This is a genomic window from Anaerobacillus sp. ABD4_527, from assembly GCF_056160805.1.
On the sequence record NZ_JBSWXZ010000003.1, the window covers coordinates 85552 to 112084 of the forward strand.

Consider the following 26533-nt stretch of genomic DNA (forward strand, 5'->3'; position numbering starts at 1 on the left):
GATCGGTGAATCTACTTTTTGCCGAGGTATGAAACGACTGATGTTACGGATTCGACTCCTTGATCGATACAATCAGGAAGCCCAACTCCTCCATAGGAAGCACCTGCGAGAAAGACGCCAGGCATTTTACTTCTTAATCCTGTTTGTACTTCCTCAAAGCGGTTTCTATGTCCTACTTCATACTGGGGCATAGCCTGACGCCATCTCGTAATGCGGTAGAACTCTGGATGCCCTTCAATTTCCATGATTTGATTCAAATCATTAAGAACGGTTTGGACAATTTCCTCATCGCTCTTCTCAACGATTTCTTCCTCACCCGCTCTGCCTACGTAGCACCTTAGAAGGACTTTCCCTTTCGGTGCAGCATGCTGCCATTTTCGATGCGTCCACGTGCAAGCCGTAATCGTATAATCGGCATTTCTAGACACGACAAATCCTGTACCATCTAATGATTTCTTAACGGCTTCTTCAGGAAAAGCCATGGCTACTGTTGCCACCGTTGTTGAAGGCATATCTTCTAAGGGAGCCACTTCCTCGTGACCCCTGAACATCTTTGTCACTTGCTGATGTGGAGTCGTAACGATCACAGCATCAGCCTCGATCTGTTCACCGCTCATCGTTGTAAGCTTATATGACTCCCCATCTTTTTCAATCGAATCAACTTTAGTATTCTTCCTAATATCTACTTCAGTTAGGTGATCTTCAATCGCCTTTACTAGCGATTGCAGCCCTGATTTAATCGTTAAAAATGCTGGTTTCTTCTTACCAGTTTTTCTTCTAGAAGCTGGCGTTGTCTTCTTCATCCCTAATATTAAACTACGATGCTTCTTTTCAACTTCATAGAATTGAGGAAACGTAGACATCAGACTCAATTTATCGATATTCCCAGCATAGATTCCTGATAATAATGGTTCGATCAAATTTTCAACGACTTCATTACCCAATCTTCTTCTAAAGAAAAGACCTAATGACTGGTCCTCGCCATTACTATCTCGCCTTGGAAGTGCTAGATCGAGGGCTGCTCTTAGTTTTCCTTTCAAGCTGAATAAACGCGTCGAAACAAACGGAGCTACTTCTGTTGGTATTCCCATTACAGATCCACCAGGAATGGGATAGAGCTGATCATTGTTTAAAATAAATGCATTACCAGTCGAGTTAGGTACAAGCTGATCTTCTAGCCCTACCTCTTTCGCTAATGTCGAGGCACTCTTCTTTCTTGCTAGAAATGAATCAGGGCCCCTCTCGATTACAAAACCATTGGTTGTATCTGTATGAATCTTCCCTCCGAGACGTTCACTGCCCTCTAGAAGTGTAATTTGAAAAGGTTCGCCGGATTCATTCATTTCTTTCTGAAGATAGTACGCGGCAGTTAAGCCAGTGATACCCCCGCCAACTATCACAATTCGATTTTCTTTATTATTCATGATTTATCATCTTCTTTTTTATTAATTCTTTTGTCACAACAGAAGCTAATATCTCTATAAATTCGTCTCGTGCATTCGGCATATCAGGCCTATGATAGGTAGCCCCTAGCTCATCCGTTACCTGCTTACATTCATAATCGTTATCATAAAGAACTTCGAGATGATCTGCCACGAAACCAACGGGGCAATAAATGAACCCTGTATACCCTTCTTGTTCAAATAGATCCCGCGTTAAATCCTGAACGTCAGGACCAATCCAAGGTTCTGGCGTATTTCCTTCACTTTGCCACGCAACAGCATAATTTTGGATACCCGCTCTTGTAGCGATATGACTTGCAGTTTCTTCTAATTGGGAAGGATAAGGGTCTCCGTGTTGCAATACTTTCTCAGGTAAGCTATTAGCAGTAAAGATGACGACAGTCTTTTTCTTCTCCTTGTCATCTAGCTCCCTCAAACATGAGTTTAGTTGCTCAACCCAGTATTGAATGAATTTTGGCTCTGTGTACCATTCGTCGATGCAGTGGATATCCGGGAATCCAAGCTTTGCAGCAGCCTTATTCGCTCGATCATTATAAGCTTGTACACTATAACTCGAATAATGTGGCGCAAGAACGATGCTGATCGCTTCTTCAATTCCGTCTTTTTGCATATTTTTCACTGCATCTTCTACGAAGGGTTCAATATGTTTAAGTCCTAAATAACTTTTAAACGTAATATCTTCACCAAAAAGCTCATTCATCCTGACCTCAAGCTTTTCAGATTGTTCTTTCGTAATCTCATACAGCGGAGAAATGCCCCCGATTGCCTCATACCGTTCAACTAGATCTTGTAACATGTCCTCTGTCGGCCTTTTCCCTCTTCGAATATGAGTATAATATGGTTCTATTTCCGCTTCGTTCCGCGGTGTACCATAAGCCATTACAAGGAGACCTATTGTTCGTTTCGGCATATTCTACCTCCCGTTCCCCTACCTATTTCTTACTTGTATATTCGTGTACAAAACGAGTTAATCGCTGCAACGTTTCAACTTCAACTTGTGGGAATACACCATGACCGAGGTTGAAAATAAACCCAGGATCCTGCATCCCTTGATCTAAGATTTCTTTTGTACGCTCTTCGATCACATCCCAAGGCGCAAGAAGCAATGCTGGTTCAAGGTTCCCCATAAGAGGTTTAGTGATTCCCTCTTTAACACGTGCATTCTTAATGGTGATTCTCCAATCGATCCCAATCACATCAACAGGGAGCTTGTTCCATTCTTGAATAAGATGGCTTGCTCCGACCCCGAAGATGATAAGAGGAACACCGGTCTCTCTCAAACTAGAGAAGATACGATTCATAACTGGCGCTATGTACGTTCTATAATCAGCTTCGTTTAGAGCTCCAACCCAAGAATCAAACAATTGAAGCGCCTGAGCACCAGCTTGAACTTGAGCCTTAAGATAGGCGATCGTCATATCTCCTAATTTATCCATCAGACGGTGCCAAGCTTCAGGATCTGAGTACATGAGCGCTTTCGTTTTATAGTAGTTTTTAGAAGGTCCGCCTTCGATCATATAACTTGCTACGGTAAAAGGAGCACCACTGAAACCGATCAAAGGTACAGATAATTCCTCACGAAGCATCTTCACGGTTTCCATGACATACGGAACATCTTTAAGGGGATCTAACTCTCCAAGTCGATCGATATCTGATACGGTACGAATCGGGTTGTCGATCACTGGGCCAATCCCTTTTTTAATTTCAACATCGACACCGATTGAAGGAAGGGGTGTCATGATGTCTGCAAATAGGATCGCTGCATCCACACCTAGCTGCTCAACGGCAAACCTTGTTACTTCCGCAGCAACCTCTGGATTTAAATTCATTTCATGAAAAGAGTACTTTTCTCTAATCTTTCTATATTCAGCCTGATAACGTCCAGCTTGTCTCATATACCAGACTGGCGTAAATTCTGTTTCCTCCCCGCGACATGCGCGAAGAAATTGATCATTGAATGGCGCTTTACTCATCGTTGTCCACCTTTCCCACACTCTTAGTGCTTAACGTTCATTTATGCATCCCTACATACTATAGCGGTGCAAGTCTTACGTGTATAGTCATTGAAATAAACTGTCATAAAATTGTCCTTGTTTGATGCCGTTTACACTTCTTACCTTAACACACTGAAAACCACGATTAAGAGGTATTATCACATTATTACCCTCTTTTGTAGATTACTACCCTGCTTCCTCCTCCTCATCGCGCTCCATAAATCGATCAAATAAACGAATCGATGTTTCATTCGAAGGTGTTCCCTCTTGATCAGTAAGTGGATTAACAGGTACGACTTGATACGATACTGAGCCGAAGAAAGAAACAGAATGCTTCGTGTATTCACCTTTTCCTGTCACTGAATCAATCTTCTTTCTGTTACCGTCTTTAACTTCATAGATGACATACTCCACTCGATCATCTGAAGAAGCCGTCCATTTTAATGTTACTGCTGGTAGACCATATAAGAAGTCGATATCAGCTTTTAAATCATTGATTTCAGGGAGGCTGACAGGCTTCTCCATATCTTTTACATCTTCAGGTTTCTTAAAAGCCGTAGTACTAGCTTCACTAGCATTCACTACTTTTTTGAATAACTGTACAGGATATTCGCTGCCGCCTTTGAGGTACTGATCCTTTGTTGTTCTGTCATATCCCATCCAGACGGAGCCTACAATCTCAGGTGTGTAACCAACAAACCAGGCATCTCTTACGCCACCTTTTACTCCTTCATATGAAGTTGTTCCTGTTTTTCCTGCTAGAGCTGTGTTCACCTTACCACTTTGGGCAGTCCCGTTCTTCACAACTCCTTCAAGAATGCGAGTCATGTACCAAGCCGTTTGCTTTTTATAAACGGATTCTTTCTCAGGCTTTGCTTCACCTACAAGTTCACCTTCATGATCGTAGAGCTTCTCAATAAAATAAGGTTCTACTCTTTCCCCTTCATAAGCAAACGGTCGATAGGCTTCCATCATTTCAAATGGAGTAACACCCTTGTCGATCCCGCCAAGTGCGATCTTCAAATCTTGATCTTCAATCGAAACGCCGCTTTTTTCTAGATAAGATTTTGCGTAAGAAATCCCGATCTCGTTTAAAAGCCAGACCGCCGGCGCATTTGCAGAAACTCTAACGGCGTCATACAGTGGCATCTCACCTGAGTATTGGCCATTGTAATTAGACGGTGAATAGCCGTTATACTCTTCTTTTTTATCTTGTAAAAGCGTGTAGGGCTCGTACTCTTTTTTATCGAGCGCTGGTCCATAGACGGCGATCGGTTTAAACGATGAGCCTGGCTGTCTTCGTGCATTCACATGGTTCAACCCTTTTTGAACATAGTTCCTGCCTCCTTGAACAGCAAGTACACCACCGCTTTTAATATCCATCATCGTTAAAGCACCTTCTGGAGGCGTGTTAGGATCGCTTCCTGGGAATAGCGCTTTATTCTGGAATTCCGTGTATGCGGATTTCTGTAGCGTGACGTCCATTGGGACGACGATTTTATATCCGCCCTTTAATACTTCTTCATTTGAAAGGTTATATTTCGTTTTCGCTTCATCTAGTGTCATATCTACGTAAGTTAAGAACGATGGATCTTTCGTGACCTCTGCGATGTCTAACGCCACCGTTTTCCCTTGTAAGCGAACAGCTTTTTCAGCGGATAAATAGTCTTGCTTCTCCATAAGGGATAGAATCAGGTCTCTTCTTTCTTTACTCTTCTCCGGCTGATCGATCGGGGAATAGTTTGAAGGCGCTTTAGGAAGCCCTGCCAATAGCGCGCCTTCCTCTATGCTGAGTTCAGTCGTCTTCTTATTGAAATAGAGTTTAGAAGCGGACTGTATTCCATATGCACCGTGCCCAAAATAAATCTGATTCAAATACATCTCTAAGATTTTCTCTTTGCTGTAGTTGCGTTCGAGGTTAATAGCAATCACGGCTTCTTTTGTTTTCCTTAACCAAGACTTATCGTTTGTTAAAAAGACGTTTTTGGCAAGCTGTTGCGTGATCGTACTACCGCCTTCAACTTTCGCGCCTGCTAAGATATCTCGATATAACGCACGACCGATCGCTTTTATATCAAGTCCATGATGATCATAAAAGCGACTATCTTCCGTCGCGATAAAAGCTTCTTGTACGTGCTCTGGAATATCTTCGATCGATACAGGATCTCTATTTTCAATATATAGCTTTGTAATAAGCTCGTCTTCAGGTGTTACAAGCTTAGTCGCTGAATTCATCACAAGCTTTTTCTCATCGATCGCATAATTACCTGCAAGTAGAATGCCTAGATACCCTAGCAGTCCTACTAGGAACACTGCAATCGTTGCAACCAAGCCTATACCTAGCTTTTTCATTATGTACGGCACCCTCCTTACAAGTCGAATAAAATTAAGCTTACATCACCGACTATGTTTTTTGTACATCATAATTTGACAGTTCTGTTTAGTTTTCGCCAAAAATGGGTAAAGTATCAGGCGTTTCCTATCTTATTGTTGAAAGGATGTATAGCATGAAAGTTTATGTTACATACGGTACATACGATTACTTATTTAAAATAAAAGAAGAGAATAACGATGAGATGCTTTTATTAGTGGATGATGAAGGTGCCGCGCTCTATCACCAGACAGACTCACAACCCGTTTTCAACAGTGGAAAAGAGTATGACATTCTCGACCAAAAAGGGAATGTTATTGAACCTAAATTTGTCGTCTTAAACCATATACCAGTGGAAGAAAGCGAACGCCCAACATTTGAAGATCGATTTAAAAACAGAGCCGGAAAAGTAGAAAACGAACCTGGCTGTGAAGGTATCAGAATTTTACGCCCCGTTGATCACAACGATCCCTACATTGTCGCCACCTTCTGGCGTAGTGAGGATGATTTCAAGAACTGGCAATCCTCCGAAGCTTACAATACCGCACATAAACACCGTAATACAGACAAAGGATTACCGAAAACAGTCTTCAGAGGCAAACCCTATGTTAAAACGTATCATGTTGATTCCCCTAGCGTTTAACTAGACCGACTCAAGGGTATTTTCAATACAGCAGAAATAATTATACAGGAGTGTTTGCACATGCTTGTAAGTGAAAATGAGGTCTATAAATACAATATCGATACTAGCGACGGAAAAAAAGGTGCGCTGAAAGAACTCTATTTTGATGACGAGCATTGGGCAGTAAGATACTTAGTTGTCGACACGCATAAATGGCTGCCTGGTAAAAAGGTGTTAATATCACCATACTCAATCGAAAAACTTACTCATGATGAAGAAACCGTTTCCGTTTCGCTTTCAACGGAGGAGCTCAAAAATAGCCCTTCGATCGATACAGATCAACCGATATCTAGAAAGCATGAAATGTCTATGAACAAGCATTACGGTTGGCCTTACTATTGGGTAGGCACAGGCGCATGGGGGAGCGGGATGCACCCCAATCCTCACATGGACGTTCAAGAACTTGAAGTTTCTTATGAGGAAACGAGGGAAGATGATAACCATCTTCGCAGCACAAAAGAAGTTTCAAACTATCAAATACAAGCAATCGATGGCGAAATCGGCCATGTTGATGATTTTATCTTTGATGATGAAACCTGGAAGCTAAGATATTTTGTCGTAGATACGAAAAGCTTTTTAAGTGGAAAGAAAGTACTGTTATCTACGGATTGGATCGAAGACATCCATTGGAATGACCGTAGTGTAGTAGTAAATGTACCGAAAGAGAAAATAGAAAATGCTCCAGAGTATCTATTGAACGAGCGCCTCACCCGAAGATTTGAAGAAGACCTTTATACTCATTACGGGAAAACAGGATACTGGAAATTTTAAATTAAGGGCGAGGTGGATACCATCTCGCTTTTTTCCCTACCATTACTATTCTTCATGGCACCGCAAGCGGTCTTGGCGAATACTAGCCGAAAAAGTTTTTTTACAAGTAACTGCATAAACATCTGCAGTAATCGATTACGTTAGGAGACTTCTTATGGCAAATGAAGATAAACCGAAACAGCAGGAAGGAAAAGCATCATATCCTGAAAGACAATTTTATTTTCCTGCTCAAATCGTTGAAACCTTTATCGTTAAGGGCGAGTCTCATAGTGCAAGACCACTCAACAGGCAGTTTATCTTATCGATATTAGCAGGAGCTTTCGTTACCTTTGGTTCAATCCTATCTGTCCTCATTGCTCTAGGGGTGGAAACGAAAGGGATACATAATCTTCTTGCAGGCGCAGGATTTGTAACAGGCTATGCTATCGTGTTCATCTCAGGAGCGATCTTGTTCACAGAAGTAAACGTCTTGTTACCAAGCTATATACTGCAAAGAAAGTTCTGGATCCCGAAACAGCTTATGAAATTTTGGGTAGTTTGCTATATCGGTAATTTGATAGGAGCACTCTTAGTCGGAGGTTTAGTAGTACTATCAGGTTCTCTTTCACCTGAATTCTATACAGAATTAAACGTTTATATCGAACATAAGATGAAGTTCTTATCGGAAGGAACGAAAGGATGGTTTCAGATTCTGCTATCTGGGGTCATCGCAAACTGGTTGATCGGAATGGCAGCATTCCTTGCAACCGCTGCAAGAGACTTAACAGGAAAAGTACTCGCTACGGCGCTTCCAGTCATCATATTCGTAGCAGGGAATTTCCAACATAGTGTAGCCAACATGGGTTATTTCGGTACGGCTATTTTTAATAAGGCAGAATATACGTGGGTGGATTTTTTATTCTTCAACCTGGTCCCTGCTAGTATAGGTAACCTTATAGGCGGAGGAGTATTAGTAGCACTTACGTTCACTTATGCTTATAAACAAGAAATCAATGAAGAGCACTTTCCTCGAGAAGAAGCTTAAGTTATTTAGGGAATGCTATTACAAAACCACACGAAAGGAGAGCTTCCACTTTGGCGCATGCAGCCTTGATTCTAAACCCTAATGCTGGTAACCAAAAAATGATCAAGCAGATCGATACGATTAAAACGAGGCTCGATGACCACTATCAGCAATTTACGTTTTATGAAACCGAATATCCAGGACATGGAGCTAAGATTGTCGACGAGATTAATGAAAAAGTGGATATCATTATCGGAGCCGGTGGAGATGGTACGATTTATGAATTAGCAAATGCACTCTGCAGCAAGCAGACCCGCCCAATCTTTGGAATCATTCCCGGTGGAACGTGTAATGATTTCTCGAGAGCGATAGGAATCAATCAGAATCCGATTCTTGCCGTCGAACAAATTATCCAGAACAACACGAAAACCATCGACGTCGGACGTTCAGATAAAGAGTACTTCCTGAACTTTTGGGGCATCGGGATGATTACTCAGGCTTCTGAAAATATCGATCCGAATACAAAAGAACTGTTCGGAAGGCTTTCGTACTATATTAGCTCTGCACAGACGATCAACAACCCTTCTCCATTCCATCTTAAAGTGGAAGCAGAAGAGCACCAATTTGAGGGCGAAGCAGTGATGATGCTAGTAGGAAACGGACCATTTACAGGAGGCATACAAGCTTTCTTCCCTGAGAACAACCTTACGGATGGTAAATTCGACGTGTTGATCATTAAAGAATCGTCCCTTCCTACTTTTTGGTCATTCTTTCAATCTAAGTTCACAAAGGAACCTGCTTTGCATGAAGATATCATTCATTACCAAACGAGAGAATTGCGTATTTCCGCAGATCCAGAACAGAAAATTGATTGTGATGGAGAGCGAAACTACACGACCCCTTCAACATTAGAACTACTTCCAGAGCACTTGACTGTCCTCGCAGGAGAAGTATAGGTGACAGGCACCTGTCGAATCTTCGCATAAAGAAAAGCCGCTGAAAACTCAGCGGCTTTTGTTATCTTCGTTTAATACCATTCTTACAAGAAGATGAGCTAAAGCATGACGGTGCTCTTTTTCACCTACGAGCCATAGTTCTTGAAGAAGCTTTTCTTCTCTGTTCTTAGGCTCTTCTTTGTGAGCTAAGTAATCAGCCACTTTCTCTGCAGCTTGAGCTAACCTTTCTTCACTCAGCCCAAGCTTTTCACCCACTTCTACTTTATCAGCAAGGTACCCTTTGAAATGTTCAAAATTACTTAAAATGTCATCGATTCGATCCTCACTAATACGATCCATCGTGTCGTCCACTTTCTTTAAATCTAATTCACTGTTTTTGTTTACTAGGTGATTTTTCTCACTCATACCGATACACTCCTTAGCTGTCCATTACAGACAGTGACTTTTCAATAAATGCAGGAATATCATCTGGGTTTCTACTGCTGACTAATGTTCCACCACAAACGACAACTTCTTCATCGAAAACATTCGCTCCGGCGTATTTTAAATCTGTTTGGATCGACTTGAACCCCGTAATGTTGCGACCTTGTAGCGCTTCTGCAGTAATTAGCAGTTGTGGACCATGGCAGATCACAAGTGTCTTCTTATTCAGATACATCATTTTCTTCGTAAAGTTTACAAAGCGATCGTCAGCTCGTAATTCATCTGGAGAGAACCCTCCTGGAATGAACAACACATCGAAATCCTCTGCATTTACATCGTCGATTCCTTTGTCTGATGTAACCGTAGCATCTTGTTGCTTTCCAGTTAACGATTCACCTGCTTTATGACTGATGACAGTCAATTCATGACCAGCATTGCTGAATTGCTCGGCTGGTTTTGTATACTCCACATCTTCGAACATGCTTGTCATAAGTACCGCTATTTTACTCAATGTAAGTCCTCCTTCTGTTTAACCATCTAGTTGGACTATTACCCCTTCAACACCGATGCAAACATGAGAGTATGTAGCACCATTTATTCTTTCCATGTTTTATTAAATTCATGAATGGGTAAAAATAAGGTGGAACGAATTTTGTATAGAAAGGGTGTTTTGAATGGAAGACAAGAAACAGGAGCTTATCAAAGGGTTAAATGAAGACCTAGCGAACGAATATGCTGCGAGTATCATGTATACGTACAATGCGGCAGTTGTATCCGGCTTGTACCGTCAAACGTTGAAACCTTTCTTTGAAGGTGAAATAGCTGATGAGCAGGGCCACGCACTGTATCTTGCAGAAAAAATCAAGGTGCTCGGTGGTACTCCTACAACCAAACCAGCAGAAGTTAAACAACTAAGTGATGTTAAAGAAATGCTCTTAGAAGCAAGAAGAGCTGAAAAAGATACGATCGACCGCTATGAGAAGCGAAAAGTCCAAGCGGAAGAACTAGGGTACACGGAGCTTGTTGTAAAGCTAGATGATATGATCGCTGACGAGACGCATCACATGGAAGAGATGGATCGCATCCTAAGCGACTCTCGCTTTGAATAATGTGAAAGAGCCGGCCAAAATGGCCGGCTCTTTTGCAATTTATGAGGAAGCTAGCATCCTGTAACGATAGGCATTCATAGCAGTTTCACCTAGCCAATCGATAAAGTGGAAATTAACGAACGCTCCAACGATCGCTCCAAAACCAGGAATCATTTGCAGTAGCTTCGGTAGATCAATATAATCCCTGTATTCAAGTTGAAACGACTTCCAGTTGTGTTCTTCATTAAAGAAATCTTTCTCTCTATAAAGATGACTCGTCTCTTCCCAACTCTTTAGACGCTTGAAAATTTCTTTACGGGTTTTATCTGAGGAAAAAGCAAGTTGAAAGATGGTAAGGATGAACACTCTCTCCTCAAATCGTCTTGCATCGTATCCATAAATACTAGCAAGGTCAAATAAAAACTTCATCTTGATGGACAATAGTAATGGAAAATCTGCTAATCCTAACAGTATACCTCCCGCTCCAGTTCCTGCTCCTTCAACAGCGGCAACTCGCTTAAAAGTGACCGTTGCTTCCTTCGCCAATCTGTCCCTCTCTTTAAGTGAAAGATTTCGTAATGGTTCTTTCACTGCGTACGTATTGCCAGCAAGCACGCCTTCCACCATTGTTCGAATACTATTCGTCACAACCGTGTGGACACGCTCAGGTATCGCATCGTTCACTTTGTTTTGAAGTTTTTTAGTTGCTCGAGAATATAACGGAGCTTTTCGCGTCATCTTTTTTTCCCAAATAAACAGTTCATCTCTTAATTCTGCTTCATAGCTGTTCATGGCAATCTTCCTTTACGGATCAGATTGGTGGAGCTTTTTGTTTCTTTGTAGTAGCGAATAGGACAGTTAAAATTCCAATCAAACAAACCACAAGAAGCGTTGTTACATCTCGTACTAAAATAAGGGTGACCAACGCAAACAAGGCAGCTTGAATTCCGAGTAAGCGTCTTAACATTTTGTTGAATGCACGATCTTTTTGATCCTCCGGAAGAGGATAAAGCTTTATCATCACGTGTGCTGAATAGTGAGGATACAGTGTGCGCAGCTGTGTAGCCGTCAAATAGATAAATAGCCCCGCCCCAATTACCTTACCTATCGTACCTGGAACGAAAACCACGACCAACAGACCGATTATCGCTAGGCGTAGATAGATTCCAAGGTATTCGTTGCTTCGTACAAACGCTTTTTGATAAAGCTTTTCGTAAACCGTATCATTCGGAAGGAGTTTTTCAGCGATCGAACTGATCATTCTTCTTCCTTTAACAGATTGTTTTAGTTTTGGAACGTCTGTAAATAGATTTGCTGTTCGATAAAACTTCATACTTTGCTTCTCATCTAAAGCAAGAAGCTTCTCCCATTTAACCGAATACTTTCGATTAAGGGGATAAAACACAAACCATAAGAGACTAATAAGCGCTATTGCAGTCAGAGCAACAACAATCAAAGATGCTTGAACGAGAACGAAGTACGTAAACAGTAACGTAGCCACTGTACGCAGTCCTACGAATCCAGCTACAGATCGATGTGCAGGTAAATGTAACTCCATCCATTTCATGAAGATGTTTAGTGCTTTCAGTAATAACATGATCGCGATCACGAAAACGTAATATGCGGTCCCCGCTGCCATTTCATGCTGATACAACGGGGCAAGGATCACCATCGTAGCAATCGTGATGAACGCCTGAAGCATAAAGCTATAGAGTAGTGATCGGTTAAAATAGTCTTTTAGCTTTCTTTCTGCAGGTAATAAGAATACAAGATCAGCTTCTGATAGAAAGAACCTTAGAGGGGACCTTACGATTACAAAAGAAGCAATGACCGTGATAACAGCAATGCCTGGAAACGCTTCGGGCAGTACCTTGAGTAATTCACTATAATAATATGCGCCAAAGATAAGGGTCAGGACGAGCGTAAATAGAAAGCTGCTATTGCCGATTAACCGGAAGTAACGAAGCGCAATTTTCCAAAAGGCACCCGCTCTTTCCTTCCATAAGGTCTCGAACTGCATCATTTCCCGCTCCTGGTCGCTTCGATATAGACATCATCCAATGTAGCGTTTGGACGCCCGATTTGTTTCTGAAGCTCCGCCATTGTTCCTGACATAACAATGACACCATCATGGAGAATGATGAAGCGATCACAGTATCGTTCAGCCGTAGAAAGAATATGAGTAGACATTAAAACACCTGCACCCTTCTCTTTCACTTGGACCATCATATCCAAAAAAGACTGGATGCCGATCGGATCGAGTCCAACAAACGGTTCATCGACAATATAGAGAGAAGGTTGAACAAGGAAAGCGCACATGATCATAACCTTCTGCCTCATCCCTTTTGAAAAGTGACCCGGAAACCAGCTTTTCATATTCGTCATTCGAAACTCTTTCAAAAGATCTTCTGCCCTTTGTTGCCACCCCTCATCTAAGTCATACGCAAGAGCCGTCAATTGTAAATGCTCCCATAGCGTCAATTCATCGTACAATAGAGGTGTTTCAGGTATGTAGGAAAATTGTTTTCGGTACTTATCTTTGTTTTCACTGAACGTACTACCTGCAACACGAATGTTACCTTTCATAGGATCAAGCAGACCAAGAACATGCTTAATAGTGGTGCTTTTCCCTGCTCCGTTCAAACCGATCAATCCTACGATTTCATTCGCATTCACATTTAACGAAAGATCATGCAAAACAGGTTTATTTGCCTGGTATCCACCAGTTAAATTGTTCACTTCTAAGATCGAATTCGACATAATGACCCTCTCATTTCTGTATTTGACTCCATTTTAACAAACTTTGATTACCTCAGTGAAACGACTACGCTTCTGGTAGCGGCGTCGGAGTTGGTTTGCCATAACCAACCTTATAGGTCTCATCGATGAACGCTCGAATGTCTGTAACCGACTTTCCATTTTCTTTCATTTCAATGGCTTTCACAGCGATGTCAAGACAAACGCCGCACTTCGTACCATGGTCATCCCAAGTTGTACGTTCTGCTGTTTTGTCATGTACAAAGCAGTCGTAATTATTCATGTGACCTGCCGTGTCTCCACAACCGCAATAACATGGTATGTGTTGTAATAAATCTTCCTCCGACTCTACTTTTGAATAGATTGCCTGTACCGTATCGTGTTTATCTTCAAGGAATGTAGGGAGTTCGTTAGATGCTGTTGTTTCTCGTATATCTCCATTACTTAAATGTTCTTGGTGATGATTTTCATTATTATTGCACCCCGTCATAACAGATACGATAAGGATTCCTACTATTGCTAGAAAACGAAACTTCATTTGTCTCTCCTCCATTTTATAAATCTGTACACATCATATCTTGATTAAACGAAGGAATCCAGATTTTCATAAGAATATTCGCAAAACAGTTGAATAGTTTGTTCTATTTCCGAGCAACCTAGTACGGAGTGTGACGTCTTCCCTGAAACTAGTTACGCTCATGGCTCTGCACCCCCGGCAGAGCCTTATTTGATTTTTCAATAAACATGAAAAATATGGTACGATAAACAAAAATGATGAAAGGAAGATCGTAATGAGTCATTCTCCTGACTGTATTTTTTGTAAAATCATTAATGGCGATATTCCATCAGCTAAAGTTTATGAATCAGAAGATGTTTTAGCCTTTCTAGACCTCACCCAGGTAACCGAGGGGCACACATTAGTCATTCCAAAGAAACATAAGCAAAACATATATGAGTTAGATTCTGATACAGCATCAAAGCTCTTTGAAGCTGTTCCTGAAATTGCAAATGCATTAAAAGCAAATTTTGCACCTGAAGGAATGAATATCTTAAATAACAATGAAGCGATCGCTGGACAATCTGTGTTTCACTATCACCTTCACCTTATTCCACGCTATGGGAAAGGCGATGGATTCGGTGCTGTCTGGAAAACACACGAAAGTGAATACGATGCCGAGAAGCTACAGAAGCTTGCAGAAGGAATTCGCTCACAATTTAACTAATACAAAAAAGGAGGCATACGCCTCCTTTTATTATTTATATGATCTTTTCATCTCCTTCAGCGTGTGAAACCCTGTTGGCTCTACCCAATCTGGATGGTCGAACTTCTCCTCCATTCCAGCCAGGAGTGTAGATACTTTTGACTGAAGGATCGAATTCCAACGAAGTTCATGTATGAACTCCTCCCTATGCCCCTCATATCCCACCAGCCCTTTCAGTTCATTCAACAAGTCAGCCTGCCACATGGATGGCAAAGGCGATTGCCCAGGGATATCCATAAACCTCACCATTGAACCCTCTCTTAAAAATGCATGAGGATAATAGTAAGCATATACCCGTTCAAATCGCTCACCTGTCGTTAGCATGAGCTTTTCTCCTTGATGCTCCCTAAGAACATAGCTGCCTTCTGTACGGTTCAATAGCTCGAGTTGTTTACGTTCAACAAAGGTAACCCAAACCTCTGTTTTAGCACCTGTAACCGGGGCAATTACTGCCGGAAGTGCTCCATATGGTGCTAAAAACGATCCTGCAACGACATCGGTATCTTCAATGTTTGCACGGAAAAATAAGATAAAATCGTTTAAGTCGGGATTAAGGCTGAATTTATATTTTAATTGCGCCAAACAAACGTTAGAACCATATGCCAGTAAAGGAATCCGATCTTCAATGGAAGTAAGCCCTTCACTCTTCAGCAATTCATTCACTGTCAACTTTGTTGGTGAAGAAAAAGATAGCGTTCCCGTTACTTCTTCCCCCATAGAGTACTGAACAACTTGTTCTTCGATTGGGACATTTTGCTGTTCATCAATTCTATGAGCTTTTCCGTTATGATAAACGAACGAAGAAGATGGCCTGGGTCCTGGATAAATATCTGGATGGTCGTATGGTCCGATATGAATTGGTTTATTTTCTCGGTACATGTTATGGTTCACTCCTTTTTCATTCGTTCCTATTAGGATAGCAAAACAATGCAAGTTATCAAAAAGTTAAACCAAATCTTTTATAAGATTCAGAAAAAATATAGCGCTAAGGTTTCGATAATGATAGGATAATTACAAACAAAATAGGTTATCGCATTACTACATTAAAGGAGTGTCTTCTGTTGAATAGACGTTTTAATTTTAATGCCGGTCCTTCTGCATTACCTCTTGAAGTACTAGACCAAGCGCAATCTGAACTGATCAGCTATCAACAATTTGGTATGTCAGTCATGGAATTCAGTCATCGTAGTAAGGAATACAAAGCGATACATGAAGGAGCAGTTAACCTATTGCGTGAGCTTCTCAATATTCCAGACGATTATGAAGTTCTCTTCCTACAAGGTGGAGCTAGCTTGCAATTCTCAATGGTTCCTATGAACTTTCTACGAGAAGGACAACAGGGAAATTATTTTCTTACAGGAAGCTGGTCACAAAAAGCCTTAACAGAAGCACAAAAAGTAGGTGATACGTTCATAGGAGCAAATGGAGAACAAACAAACTTCAGCCGTATCCCCACTCCTGATGAATTAACCTACAGCGATAATGATGCATATGTACATCTAACATCCAACAATACGATACATGGTACTCAGTGGAAAGAATTCCCTAACGAACCAAACAAGACATTTATTGCAGATATGTCTAGTGACATCTTGAGCCGTGCTATTCCGATCGAACAATTTGGGTTGATCTATGCAGGCGCACAAAAGAACCTTGGACCTGCTGGCGTTACGGTAGTTATTTTGAAGAAGGATCTACTAAAAAACGCACCTAAGAACTTGCCTACAATGCTCGATTACAGAACTCATGTTGAAAAGAGTTCACTCTACAATACACCTCCGTCATTTTCCATTTACATGCTATCACTCGTTTTAAAATGGACAAAGAAATATGGAGGCATTGAAGCGATCGAAAAATGGAATAAAGAAAAAGCAAGTCTTCTCTATAAAACGATCGATGAGAGCAACGGATTTTATAATGGCATCGCAGATAAACAAAGTCGCTCTAGCATGAACGTCACCTTTACATTACGTGAGAAAGAACTTGAAGAATTATTCCTTAAAGAAGCAGAAGACGAAGGTTTTGTAGGACTGAAGGGGCACCGTTCGATCGGAGGGTGTCGCGCTTCCATCTATAATGCAGTTCCACTCGAATCTGTTAAAGCACTATGCGACTTCATGAACACGTTCCATCAAAAGCATAATATTTAATACTTTTCAAGAGACAAATCGTTTGTTACTATTAAACTAGTTCTTTCGCAGGAGGCAACGAGTGCACTTCTGGAGAGAGCCACCGTCTAAGAGACGGAAATGAGATGAGAAGAGGAGAGTTTCTTTATGAAAACAAAAAATTTGGTATTGATGGCTTTACTACTTGGAATTGGGACGATTCTACACGCAGTACTTCCAGGACTTATTTCTGGAATGAAGAACGATATGCTGCTCACGATGATGTTCCTTGGAATCCTGTTATTCCCAGACCGTAGAAGCGTTCTAGTGCTCGGTTTGGCCACTGGAGTGATTTCAGCAGCAACAACGACATTCCCTGGTGGACAACTTGCCAACGTAATCGATAAACCGATCACAGCATTTGTATTCTTCGGACTCTACTTGCTTGTCCGACGATCCAACTCACTCGTTACAGCTGGTGCATTAACTGCAATCGGAACGATGATTAGTGGAGCGATCTTCTTAGGTGCAGCACTTGTCTTCGCTGGACTTCCTGGGGGCGCAGCTTTTACAGGACTATTCCTAACAGTTGTCATCCCAACGGCTGTCGTGAATACGATCGCTATGGTATTCATATACCCAGTCGTACAATCCATTTTAAAACGTACAACATTTGCCTTTTAAATAGATCGAACGGCAGGCTGTCGAGAGCTTTCTCGACAGCCTATTTTTTTTGCCTTTTTAACACACTCCTCCCTTCTATGTGCACCAATTTACTATTAAATTGTTTCTAATTCGGGTAAATAGGCTATGTTAACCATTAAACGTTTAAAGAATCAGGTGAAAAAATTGAAGTTTAACTCTCTATATCGCATCGTTGTCATCGTCTTTATGTCCGTTAAATTCTTCATTCAACTCGAGATGTTTCGTAAAAGAAGCAAACATTCCTGGAATCAGGAACGCTGGCAAAAGCTTTTAAAGAAGCAGGCAAAAGAATATAAGAAAAAAGCAATTCGACTCGAGGGGCTGCTCGTAAAGCTCGGTCAGTTCCTTTCTACTAGAGCTGATATTTTACCGAAAGTTTTTCTTGAGGAAATTGAGGACCTTGTGGATCGCGTACCTTCTTTTTCATGGAACAAAGCAAAGCGTATTTTAGAAGAAGAATGGTCTTCTAATTACGAAGATGTCTTAAAGGACATTTCTGAACGGCCAGTCGCTTCAGCTTCCATCGGACAAGTGTATCGTGCAAACTTAATTAGCGGTGAAGAAGTCGCTATTAAAATCAGAAGGCCCAATATACGTAAGATTATTAGAGCTGACTTTAAAGCACTCCGAATCGTCTTCTGGTTGATCGATACCTTCACGTCATACAGTAAACAGCTCGATCTTCCTAAGCTGTATGATGAGATTCGAAATGTGATTGAAGATGAGCTCGACTTTAACAAGGAATTAAAAAATGGTCTTAATTTTCAGGAGCGCTATAAAGAAAGTCCAGATTATCGCATCCCTCACTACATCTCAGAATGGTCAACAAAGAAAGTGCTCGTGATGGAATGGATGGAAGGCGCACGGGTCACGAACATCTCTTATATAGAAGAGCAAGGCATCGATCGAAACGAGTTAGCTAGGAAGCTTCTAAAAGGATTCCTCGAGCAGCTATTACAAGAAGGTCAGTTTCATGCTGACCCTCATTCCGGTAATATCCTTATTCAGCAGGACGGCACTATCGTATTTATCGATTTTGGTATGGTTGGATTTATTGAATCACGCGATGCCCTTAGCATTCGAAAATTGATTACCGGCGTTGTTCTGAGTCAGTATGACGACGTAACCGAAGCGCTTGATGAGCTACGCTTTCTCCTTCCTGACTCTGACAAGAAACAAATTGAAAAAGCGATCAAAACTCTCGTGACCTTATTTATTGAACAAGATTTAACGATGATCGATGAGGATACTGCAGAACAAGTCTTACGAGAAGTCCAGACTCTTGTGAACAAGCAGCCCATCCAACTTCCTAGTGAATTTGCTTTCCTTGGTCGCGCCATCTCAACGATCGTTGGCATCCTTTATACACTCGACCCTAAGATCGATCTTATCGAAGAAGGAAAGCCTATCGTTCAAGAGTGGATCAACCGAGAAGAAGCTTCTGATGAACGATATGATCCTTCGAGAATGATTCGAAAGCTATACGGAAAACTAACCTCGATAGAGAATCCTCTCGATCGACTTTCTCAAGAGTTGAATCAACACCGGACATGGGAAGAATCAGTTAAACGAAGAGAATCTCAATCTAGAAGCATGCTTTGGAACAAGCATTATAGCTTCATAACGCTACTCATCTCTTTGATCAGCCTATTTGTAAGTTTTTCATTTGAGCTTGATAACGTACAGCTTGCAAGCTCAATCACCGGTGGGGTGAGTTTATTTCTAATCATCATAACGAGTACATTAGAATCACGAGTCTGGTCAAAAAAGGAGGGTCCTAAATGAGCGACGTTATGAAAGAAACGACTGAAAAAGTTGGGGATTCAGAAGTAAAGATAGAAGGCCTCTCTAACGGATATCGTATTACGGTTAGAGGGGATGAAGAAAATTTAAAACAAAACAGACGCATAGGTGGCGCATTCATCAATCTTTTAAAACAATTAGAAAAAGCCGGATATCGCCTCCCCTTCCCATTCTCCTGGATATTGCGTTTTTGGAATCGTTATTCGAAGCCATAAGAAAAGAGGGGACGATCCGTCTCCCTCTCCATCTATTCATTAGATTTTCACTCCCGTTTCCCATTCACGAAACTTCTCTAGTTCTTGTCTCAGTTGACTAGCTACAAACCCAATGACGGCTACATCATCTAAAAGGCCTACCCCTGCAAGCAAATCCGGGACAGCGTCGATTGGACTTATGAAATACAATAGCCCGCCTACGATCATGACCACGGATTTTCGAGAGATGTCTTTATACTCCCCTTTCCTCACTTCTTGTACCAACCTTGAGAAAGTTTTAACATCTACCCACATATCGCTCATGCCCTTTCTTCCTTTATAAAGAGCACCTTTTTTTAAAGATTCGAGGGACACTTCATTTAAACGATCTTTGTCCTTCACAACACTAACCGCTTTTTTTGTCATTCTCTTAAATACACTTTTCACCATTCTATTCATCTTACACACGCTCCTTTGCGTCCTTCTATCTATAGGATACCTCAAATGAGCGTATTTCTAACCTATCCACGTAGGTTTGTCAATCACGTTATATGGGAAAAATAAAGAATGGCTTACTATAAAACTAAAAACGCCATCGAAACACCTAGTAGAAGAAAAAAGATAGCGAACGTTCCAAACAGAAATGCGTTTCGTTTCTTTTGAATAATTTGTTCCGTATAAAAGGAATATTTTCGAACCATTAACAAGCGATTCACAGTTGCCAATAAAAGTAGACATCCTGCTGCAATAAGAGCAAAGATAAACCCAGCCATACTTATGCCTCCTATCTACCCTTCGTGTCTTACTAAAAGATATATGTACACTTGAATCATTTGATGACCGGGATGAGAGTGATAAAAAAAGAAGGAATTCAAGAGTGTTTGGAGAACTACAGTCATAGAAGCAGAGGATTGTCAGGAAAGGATGAAAGCATCATGGGAAAAGCAAAAGCGCTAGCGACAGGATTTTTTATAGGTGGAGTAGTGTCAGCCGCATCAGTACTGTTAACGACACCGAAGTCGGGTAAGGAAATGATTACTGACGCAAAGAATAAAAGTGATGAGATAAAGGAAAGCTTTACAAGACTGAAAGAAGATTTGAATGAACTAACAACCCAAGTCAAGCAGCTTTCTTCTGAAGGGAAACAAATCATAATCGAAGTTTCTTCAGATTTAAAACGTTCCATTTCTTCATTCCAAGAAGACATCGAACCGAACCTTACTCGTCTGAAGGAAGACATTGAAGAAATGCAGCAGTCTATCGAAACAGTTAAAAGTGAAGTTAACAAACCGGCTCCAAAATAGCCGGTTTTTTTACAACGTGAGAACAGTATTCTAATATAGATTTCCCAATAAGGTTGGGATTTGTTAAGGAGGCAAATATGAAAGATAGTCAGGGTATATCTATCCAAGAAGCTATGATTTTCAGCCACCGAATCGGTCAATTAAGCAAGGCGCTTTGGAAATCGGTTGAACGAGATTGGCAGGAATGGTTAAAACCCTTTGATTTAAATATTAATGAGCACCATATTTTATCGATCGCATATCACCTTGATGGCTCTTCGATTTCCGATATCGCCAAGTTCGGTGTCATGCATGTCTCAACAGCTTTTAACTTCTCAAAAAAGCTTGAATCACGCTCCCTTCTTACCTTCTCCAAAAAAGAGAATGACAAACGGAATACATATGTACAGTTAACAGATGAAGGAGAGAGACTCCTGAAACAAACTTGGAAACATTACTCCCCAAACAGAGATAGTGTTCTAAAAGCATCGATGCCACTAAGAGACCTTTATGGTAAGTTTCCCGAATTCAATGAAATGATGAGCGTAATAAAGGGCCTTTATGGTGATGACTTTTTGGAGATATTCCAGAAATCATTTACGAAATTAGAAGAAGAGTTCTCCGAAGAAGAAAAATTCGTAAATGAAGAAAAGATTTATTGATAGTTTGGAGACGCTGAGAGAAGTTCAGTCATTAAATTTGCATACTTCTCCTCTTGCGTCTGTATCGCTTTTATCGTAGGGATCGGTTTTAATTTCATATCTAACATTCCGACAAAATGTGTGAGCAATGAAGTTCGGCTAAGAAGGCCCTCTTCCATCTGCTCATGCATTTTTTGTTGGATTTCTTCACATAGCGAAAAAACGTCCTTCACTTCTTCTTCCGTAAGCCCATGCTCGATTACAAGAGTATAGAAAGGATACTTTCCTTCCTCTTCGTACATCCTAGCAAGCAAACGATTATGATACTCAATTTTATCTAGTCGTGCTTCAATAGATTCCATTCAAAAATAACTCCTCACTCTGCGATCAATTGTACTTATATTTTAACGGACTGGGGTAGGAATGAAAACGTCTTTTCCAATTCAATCCAATGCGAAAAAACGAGTATTTTGTCTAAAATTTTTTGACATATTTCAATTCTAAAAAACGTATTGATTTCTTCGGAAAATCGCTGTACAGTATACGAGTATTCAACATAATTAACATCTTAGACGGAAGCAGGTGATCCTTATGAATTGCTGGAAATCAATCTATTTAAATCGCGAATTCGGAGTACACCGACTTACGATTTTCTCTACTCTATTAACAGTACTCTATTTTATTGCTTTTTACCTTACGTTCAGTATGTTTTATCCTAATACAGAACACGCGATTGTGCCGATTCTTCCTTTTCTAGGGTCATTGGCAATTCTTTTCCCTATTCATAAGCTTCTACACTGGCTTCCTTTAACATTTGCTGGGATGAAAGCGACGATGCGATTAGAAAAGGGGTTAGCAATCGTTCCGAAGATGCATTGCGAAACATGTAATCCGATTTCTCGTAATCTATATTTGATCGCTTCTTTAAGCCCAGCGGTTATTATCACAGCTGGTGCGACTGCATGTTCGATCGCGATGCCTCAATATGTATCGTTCTTTTCAATACTCGCTGCTATAAACCTCGGTTTTAGCTTTAGCGATTTTCTCTACGCTTCACAAGTATTAAAAGCTCCAAGACATGCTTTTGTAGAAGATCGAAGCGAAGGGTTTCACATTTTGATCAAGCGAGCATCTTGATTCTCTCATAATAGAAATTAAACAGAGCGCTCTCGTTAAGCGCTCTGTTCTTTTACATCTAGCAAAAAGCCGGCAGTATTGAATTCTTATAAGACTTCCTTCATAATAACAATAGAGCATAGATCTAGTTAATTGGATAGTAAGCATCAAAGATAATTTGATCATTCGGTAGATCGAATGATTGAGCTCTTAATTTCATACCGTTCTTTAACTCTAGATCGCTAACAGCCATATAGATTGTTCCTTCGTCGGCATCAATCGTAATTTCAGGCGGTAACGATGCCTGTTTTTTTATAAACGAAAGTACTTTGTCACTCGGTAACTCAAGGATTCCAATCTGAAAAGCTTTTTCTTTTAATAAGAGATCGCCATTTGGTTGGACTTGAGGTTCAAATTTCAGAAAGAAATCGACTTTCCGATCAAAAATCGTAAGATAGCCTTGAAAAGTTGCAAGTTCATTTAGGTTCACACTGTACCCAAGATTTTCTTGCTTTTCACTATACTTTTCTAACTCGTTATTGATGATTTCATTTAGTTGGTCTTTCTTCATCTGAATAGAAAAAGTCGTTTCAAAGGACTCTTCTTCTGAAGTCTGATCTGGGATTCTAGCAAACTCGCTTTCAGGGAAATAATAGTGATAGGATCCAATTAAAACCACTATTACGATCAAGACTACAGAAGCAAGTGCAATAAAAGCGGTTCGCCATTTGTTCTTTAACATTCTAACCATCTCCTTGTGGGACGAATCTTTTTCATCATACTACGAATAGACAGCTTAAGGAAATACTGTTATACATTTCTTCGCATTATCGAATTGGACTCTGGGAGGTTTTCAAATGACAATTATCGGGTTGATTTTCATCCTGTTCGCTACAATGATCTTGCTTGCATTTAACTCAATGACAAATGCATTGTGCACGAAGAAGAATATTCCAGAGGAAAAGCAGCCTAACGTCTTCCGAACGATCAATGTTTTGATCACTATTCTGCTTATTTCATCCTATGTTGAAATTCTCTTCACATAATAAAGCAAATTTGATGGGGCTTATGCCCTATCTTTTTTATTATAATGAATGATTTCGCTTTCATTGTAATATGTAAATTCTCTCATATTTCTCACGCAATTTAACTTCATCGTACAATTTGTGCTATAGTATTAATTGTGACACAAAAATGTTAAATTTAACTAACGCTTAGGAGTGTATGCTTGATGAAAAAAACGTTCATTATACTCACTGCTTTCATCACAATGCTTGCTATATCAGCATGCAGCAATGATTCAGGTGATGATTCAGAAGTAGTAGTAGAAACAAATGCCGGTAACATAACGAAAGAAGAATTTTATCAGGCTATGAAGGATCAGGCTGGTGAAACTGTACTTAGCGACCTCGTTCAAACAAAAATTCTTGAAGATAAATATGATGTTTCAGATAAAGAAGTTCAAGCTGAGCTTGATAAGATTAAGGAGAATTTCGAATCTGATGAGCAATTAGAACAGGCACTACAAGCTAATGGCTATAAGGATTTAGATCAGTTTAAAGTTGATGTACGTAAACAACTTCTTGCTCAAAAAGCAGCTACTGAAGGCGTAGATGTATCTGATGAAAAGCTCAAAACGTTCTATGAAGAAAATCAAAATCTATTCACAGAGCTAGAAGCGAGTCATATTCTAGTTGACGATGAAGAAACAGCAAAAGAAGTGAAAGAAAAGTTAAATGACGGTGGAGACTTCGCCGAACTTGCGAAAGAGTATTCTAAAGATGGATCTGCCCAAAATGGCGGGGATCTTGGAATCTTTAAGAAGGGTGACATGGTTGCTGAATTCGAAGAAGCTGCATTCGCTCTTAAAGAAGGAGAAGTCAGCGACATCGTTCAATCACAGTTTGGCTATCACATCATCAAACTAAAAAGCAAAACAGTCAAACCTTTTGAAGAGTCTAAAGATGAAGTTAAAGAGCAATATCTACAGCAGAACGCAAAAGACGTTCCAACTGTTATCGACGAACTGATTAAAGAATCTGATATCAAAGTGAAAGACGATCAGTTTAAAGATCTTTTTAAAGAAAAAGAGCAAGAGCAAGAACCAGAAGCAAATGAAGAAAGTGCTGAATAGCATAAAAGCCGAGAGGGAACGTTCCCTCTCGGCTTTATTTGTTTATTGTCCGCTTACACGAGCTTTCTTTCTTCTCTCCCTCTCATCTTCCATTCGCTTCACATATACCTTACCTTCTTCTTCAATGTGAATCTGGTCGACTTTTCGATCTTCAACAGTTAATGTCATCGATTTATACCCGCTGTAGATGATCCCTGCTAAAACGAAATAAACCCACCAAGGTAAACCTGATGCAAACGCTGTAACTGCAGAAAAAATCTCTGTAAGCTGTAGAATACTAATAATAAATAAGACACCAAGTATGACAAGAATTCCTTTTCTCACCTTTTGCCCCTCCCCTTCATTCACTTCTAAGTACAAGCTCTTCAGATTACTACACTCTATGAAGGAATAGAAAGGATTATACCATTGTTTCGTCAGAGAACTCTTTCAGGAATCACTTCTTCTTTTGACTCTCTTAATCGGAACATCACGTAATACAATAGTGCTGCTATAATAGCTAATAAACCGATGATAGAAAATGTCCACGTAAACCCTACCAGAGCGGTTAATGGGATGGCTAGAGGCGCAATCGTTCTGCCGATTGTAAACCGTAGACTAGCAGCTGCAAAGTATTGCCCTCTCATATGTTCTGGCGCTAATCTTGATACAAATCCTTCCTGAATGCCTACAACCATAAGTTCAGCCATCGTAAACAGGAACATAGCGAAAACAAGCACCCATACGTGCGTGGTAAATCCAAAAACAAGCATACTTAACGTATAGATAAAGCAAGAAGCAATGAACACGTTTTTTTCTTTGAAGTGATTCATTTTCGTTGTCATATACACAGTTAATAGCGCAACCAGTAACCCATTTTCAGCGATGAGCCACCCGAAGATTTGTTTTCCATCTGCTTGAATATTGAAGAGTACAGATTGTTCTGGGACAGACTCGCTAAGGTAGACCGCGATCAAAAGATCAAGCTGCATAAAGGTTTGCGCCACAAAAATTCCTGCGAGAATAAAGAGCAGGAACACTTTATCTTGCGCGATGACCTTATAGTCCTGCAGTTGATCTTTCATAAACCCATACCATTTTGTAGAGGAATCTTTAACAAGCTTTTTATCCATCTGCTCTGGAGCCGTTTCTCGAATAAATGAAGTGATCAATATAGCAACCCCGAAGCTCACGATTGCAGCTGTGAGCAATAGTTCGAATCGATACTGAAAGAAAAATATTCCGCCGAGTATTGGTCCAACGACAACGGATATATTCAATGCAGTATAGAAAACGGCGAACACCGTATTTCGATCCTTTTCATCCACAACGTCAGCTACCATCGCATGACTAGCAGGCCAATAGAGTGCGCCGAAAATGCCAAGTATAGAGAAACTGATGAAAGTTAGCATAGGGGAATCGAGCCAAGGAGAATTTGCATAAGCAAAGAGTAGGAACGTTATCCCTTGTCCGTACGCAGCGATTACCATCATTCGTTTACGACCATACTTATCTGCACAATAGCCACCTACTAGATTTGCTAGGACACCAAATACTTGTGAAAGCACAAGAAGAAGTCCTGCCATCCCTTTCCCAAATGATTCAGAAAAATAGATCGCCATAAAGGGAAAGAACATCCAAAACAGAACGTTGATCATCCCTTCACCAAACAGACGGATTTTTAAATTTCGATCCCAATCTCTTAATTTCATCTTCTTTTCCTCCATACATCCATACAAATGATTAGACTTACTCACAGTAAAATAGAGAAACGCTACGTAGCGTTTCTCTATCGATCTA

At 40.5% G+C, this 26533-nt stretch carries 32 protein-coding genes; 15 read left to right on the forward strand and 17 right to left on the reverse strand.

Going from position 1 to position 26533, the window contains the following annotated elements; genetic code table 11:
- Nucleotides 1-11: 11 nt before the first annotated feature.
- From hemY to ACXAHI_RS17480, 4 genes are all read right to left on the reverse strand, one after another.
- Nucleotides 12-1424: a protoporphyrinogen oxidase gene (hemY, locus tag ACXAHI_RS17465; protein WP_474850078.1), complete on the reverse strand. Its 1413-nt coding sequence runs from the start codon at nt 1422-1424 to the stop codon at nt 12-14.
- Nucleotides 1417-2373: a ferrochelatase gene (hemH, locus tag ACXAHI_RS17470; RefSeq protein WP_474850081.1), complete on the reverse strand. Its 957-nt coding sequence runs from the start codon at nt 2371-2373 to the stop codon at nt 1417-1419. The genes hemY and hemH overlap by 8 nt, the downstream gene beginning before the upstream one ends.
- A gap of 22 nt (nt 2374-2395) precedes the next feature.
- Nucleotides 2396-3436 (reverse strand): uroporphyrinogen decarboxylase, encoded by a 1041-nt coding sequence (gene hemE, locus ACXAHI_RS17475; protein ID WP_474850083.1) that lies wholly within the window; start codon nt 3434-3436, stop codon nt 2396-2398.
- Between the two features lie 207 nt (nt 3437-3643).
- The gene (locus tag ACXAHI_RS17480; protein ID WP_474850085.1) at nt 3644-5809 is read right to left on the reverse strand and encodes a transglycosylase domain-containing protein; all 2166 of its coding nucleotides are present in this window, start codon (nt 5807-5809) and stop codon (nt 3644-3646) included.
- A 155-nt stretch (nt 5810-5964) separates the two neighbouring features.
- Here ACXAHI_RS17480 and ACXAHI_RS17485 point away from each other — a divergent pair, with 155 nt between their 5' ends.
- The 4 genes from ACXAHI_RS17485 to ACXAHI_RS17500 all read left to right on the forward strand — a co-directional run bounded on the left by ACXAHI_RS17485 (nt 5965) and on the right by ACXAHI_RS17500 (nt 9240).
- Nucleotides 5965-6471, forward strand: a complete 507-nt coding sequence (locus tag ACXAHI_RS17485) for an antibiotic biosynthesis monooxygenase family protein (protein ID WP_474850087.1) — start codon at nt 5965-5967, stop codon at nt 6469-6471.
- 60 nt (nt 6472-6531) lie between these two features.
- Nucleotides 6532-7281: a PRC-barrel domain containing protein gene (locus tag ACXAHI_RS17490; RefSeq protein ID WP_474850089.1), complete on the forward strand. Its 750-nt coding sequence runs from the start codon at nt 6532-6534 to the stop codon at nt 7279-7281.
- Between the two features lie 154 nt (nt 7282-7435).
- The gene (locus ACXAHI_RS17495; protein ID WP_474850091.1) at nt 7436-8305 is read left to right on the forward strand and encodes a formate/nitrite transporter family protein; all 870 of its coding nucleotides are present in this window, start codon (nt 7436-7438) and stop codon (nt 8303-8305) included.
- Between the two features lie 50 nt (nt 8306-8355).
- Nucleotides 8356-9240, forward strand: coding sequence for a diacylglycerol/lipid kinase family protein (locus tag ACXAHI_RS17500; RefSeq protein ID WP_474850093.1), 885 nt, complete (start codon nt 8356-8358; stop codon nt 9238-9240).
- 48 nt (nt 9241-9288) lie between these two features.
- Here the strand turns inward: ACXAHI_RS17500 and ACXAHI_RS17505 are convergent, their stop codons facing one another.
- On the reverse strand, nt 9289-9645 hold the full coding sequence (locus tag ACXAHI_RS17505; RefSeq protein WP_270182452.1) for a DUF3243 domain-containing protein: 357 nt from the start codon (nt 9643-9645) through the stop codon (nt 9289-9291).
- A gap of 13 nt (nt 9646-9658) precedes the next feature.
- A complete protein-coding gene (locus ACXAHI_RS17510) occupies nt 9659-10174 on the reverse strand; it encodes a type 1 glutamine amidotransferase domain-containing protein (RefSeq protein ID WP_474850095.1) in 516 nt (171 codons plus the stop codon).
- Between the two features lie 163 nt (nt 10175-10337).
- Here ACXAHI_RS17510 and ACXAHI_RS17515 point away from each other — a divergent pair, with 163 nt between their 5' ends.
- Complete coding sequence (locus ACXAHI_RS17515; protein ID WP_474850097.1) at nt 10338-10772, forward strand: ferritin-like domain-containing protein; 435 nt, start codon at nt 10338-10340, stop codon at nt 10770-10772.
- 39 nt (nt 10773-10811) lie between these two features.
- Here the strand turns inward: ACXAHI_RS17515 and ACXAHI_RS17520 are convergent, their stop codons facing one another.
- From ACXAHI_RS17520 to ACXAHI_RS17535, 4 genes are all read right to left on the reverse strand, one after another.
- The gene (locus ACXAHI_RS17520; RefSeq protein WP_474850100.1) at nt 10812-11543 is read right to left on the reverse strand and encodes an EcsC family protein; all 732 of its coding nucleotides are present in this window, start codon (nt 11541-11543) and stop codon (nt 10812-10814) included.
- A 19-nt stretch (nt 11544-11562) separates the two neighbouring features.
- Complete coding sequence (locus ACXAHI_RS17525; protein ID WP_474850102.1) at nt 11563-12771, reverse strand: ABC transporter permease; 1209 nt, start codon at nt 12769-12771, stop codon at nt 11563-11565.
- Entirely contained in the window at nt 12771-13511 is a 741-nt protein-coding gene (locus tag ACXAHI_RS17530; protein WP_474850104.1) for an ABC transporter ATP-binding protein, read from the reverse strand. The genes ACXAHI_RS17525 and ACXAHI_RS17530 overlap by 1 nt, the downstream gene beginning before the upstream one ends.
- Nucleotides 13512-13575: 64 nt before the next feature.
- Nucleotides 13576-14046: a PCYCGC motif-containing (lipo)protein gene (locus ACXAHI_RS17535; protein WP_474850106.1), complete on the reverse strand. Its 471-nt coding sequence runs from the start codon at nt 14044-14046 to the stop codon at nt 13576-13578.
- A gap of 253 nt (nt 14047-14299) precedes the next feature.
- On the opposite strand from ACXAHI_RS17535, the gene ACXAHI_RS17540 reads away from it, so the two are divergent.
- The gene (locus ACXAHI_RS17540; RefSeq protein WP_474850109.1) at nt 14300-14731 is read left to right on the forward strand and encodes an HIT family protein; all 432 of its coding nucleotides are present in this window, start codon (nt 14300-14302) and stop codon (nt 14729-14731) included.
- Nucleotides 14732-14761: 30 nt separating this feature from the next.
- Here the strand turns inward: ACXAHI_RS17540 and ACXAHI_RS17545 are convergent, their stop codons facing one another.
- A complete protein-coding gene (locus tag ACXAHI_RS17545; RefSeq protein WP_474850111.1) occupies nt 14762-15649 on the reverse strand; it encodes a hypothetical protein in 888 nt (295 codons plus the stop codon).
- Between the two features lie 182 nt (nt 15650-15831).
- Here ACXAHI_RS17545 and serC point away from each other — a divergent pair, with 182 nt between their 5' ends.
- From serC to ACXAHI_RS17565, 4 genes are all read left to right on the forward strand, one after another.
- On the forward strand, nt 15832-16920 hold the full coding sequence (serC, locus tag ACXAHI_RS17550; RefSeq protein WP_474850113.1) for a 3-phosphoserine/phosphohydroxythreonine transaminase: 1089 nt from the start codon (nt 15832-15834) through the stop codon (nt 16918-16920).
- 126 nt (nt 16921-17046) lie between these two features.
- Complete coding sequence (locus tag ACXAHI_RS17555) at nt 17047-17562, forward strand: tryptophan transporter (RefSeq protein WP_474850115.1); 516 nt, start codon at nt 17047-17049, stop codon at nt 17560-17562.
- 165 nt (nt 17563-17727) lie between these two features.
- Nucleotides 17728-19368 (forward strand): ABC1 kinase family protein, encoded by a 1641-nt coding sequence (locus ACXAHI_RS17560; RefSeq protein ID WP_474850117.1) that lies wholly within the window; start codon nt 17728-17730, stop codon nt 19366-19368.
- Nucleotides 19365-19601 (forward strand): hypothetical protein, encoded by a 237-nt coding sequence (locus ACXAHI_RS17565; RefSeq protein ID WP_474850119.1) that lies wholly within the window; start codon nt 19365-19367, stop codon nt 19599-19601. The genes ACXAHI_RS17560 and ACXAHI_RS17565 overlap by 4 nt, the downstream gene beginning before the upstream one ends.
- Before the next feature lie 39 nt (nt 19602-19640).
- Here the strand turns inward: ACXAHI_RS17565 and ACXAHI_RS17570 are convergent, their stop codons facing one another.
- Nucleotides 19641-20039: a YkvA family protein gene (locus tag ACXAHI_RS17570; protein WP_474850121.1), complete on the reverse strand. Its 399-nt coding sequence runs from the start codon at nt 20037-20039 to the stop codon at nt 19641-19643.
- A gap of 116 nt (nt 20040-20155) precedes the next feature.
- The gene (locus tag ACXAHI_RS17575) at nt 20156-20353 is read right to left on the reverse strand and encodes a hypothetical protein (RefSeq protein WP_474850123.1); all 198 of its coding nucleotides are present in this window, start codon (nt 20351-20353) and stop codon (nt 20156-20158) included.
- 162 nt (nt 20354-20515) lie between these two features.
- On the opposite strand from ACXAHI_RS17575, the gene ACXAHI_RS17580 reads away from it, so the two are divergent.
- Both ACXAHI_RS17580 and ACXAHI_RS17585 read left to right on the forward strand, forming a co-directional pair.
- Nucleotides 20516-20884, forward strand: coding sequence for a YtxH domain-containing protein (locus ACXAHI_RS17580; RefSeq protein WP_474850124.1), 369 nt, complete (start codon nt 20516-20518; stop codon nt 20882-20884).
- A gap of 77 nt (nt 20885-20961) precedes the next feature.
- The gene (locus ACXAHI_RS17585) at nt 20962-21525 is read left to right on the forward strand and encodes an HTH-type transcriptional regulator Hpr (RefSeq protein WP_270182436.1); all 564 of its coding nucleotides are present in this window, start codon (nt 20962-20964) and stop codon (nt 21523-21525) included.
- Here ACXAHI_RS17585 and ACXAHI_RS17590 read toward each other — a convergent pair.
- Nucleotides 21519-21866, reverse strand: a complete 348-nt coding sequence (locus ACXAHI_RS17590; RefSeq protein WP_474850126.1) for a DUF1878 family protein — start codon at nt 21864-21866, stop codon at nt 21519-21521. The two genes, ACXAHI_RS17585 and ACXAHI_RS17590, sit on opposite strands and share 7 nt — an antisense overlap.
- A gap of 229 nt (nt 21867-22095) precedes the next feature.
- On the opposite strand from ACXAHI_RS17590, the gene ACXAHI_RS17595 reads away from it, so the two are divergent.
- A complete protein-coding gene (locus ACXAHI_RS17595; RefSeq protein WP_474850128.1) occupies nt 22096-22641 on the forward strand; it encodes a DUF3267 domain-containing protein in 546 nt (181 codons plus the stop codon).
- Nucleotides 22642-22765: 124 nt separating this feature from the next.
- Here ACXAHI_RS17595 and ACXAHI_RS17600 read toward each other — a convergent pair whose 3' ends face one another.
- The gene (locus ACXAHI_RS17600) at nt 22766-23362 is read right to left on the reverse strand and encodes a YpmS family protein (protein WP_270182433.1); all 597 of its coding nucleotides are present in this window, start codon (nt 23360-23362) and stop codon (nt 22766-22768) included.
- Between the two features lie 124 nt (nt 23363-23486).
- On the opposite strand from ACXAHI_RS17600, the gene ACXAHI_RS17605 reads away from it, so the two are divergent.
- Together ACXAHI_RS17605 and ACXAHI_RS17610 are read left to right on the forward strand one after the other, a co-directional pair.
- Nucleotides 23487-23666 (forward strand): hypothetical protein, encoded by a 180-nt coding sequence (locus tag ACXAHI_RS17605; RefSeq protein WP_224884855.1) that lies wholly within the window; start codon nt 23487-23489, stop codon nt 23664-23666.
- 185 nt (nt 23667-23851) lie between these two features.
- A complete protein-coding gene (locus ACXAHI_RS17610; RefSeq protein WP_474850130.1) occupies nt 23852-24754 on the forward strand; it encodes a peptidylprolyl isomerase in 903 nt (300 codons plus the stop codon).
- 42 nt (nt 24755-24796) lie between these two features.
- On the opposite strand, the gene ACXAHI_RS17615 is transcribed toward ACXAHI_RS17610, so the two are convergent.
- Entirely contained in the window at nt 24797-25078 is a 282-nt protein-coding gene (locus ACXAHI_RS17615) for a sporulation YhaL family protein (protein ID WP_270182431.1), read from the reverse strand.
- A 92-nt stretch (nt 25079-25170) separates the two neighbouring features.
- Entirely contained in the window at nt 25171-26445 is a 1275-nt protein-coding gene (locus tag ACXAHI_RS17620) for an MDR family MFS transporter (RefSeq protein WP_474850133.1), read from the reverse strand.
- Between the last annotated feature and the right edge of the window lie 88 nt (nt 26446-26533).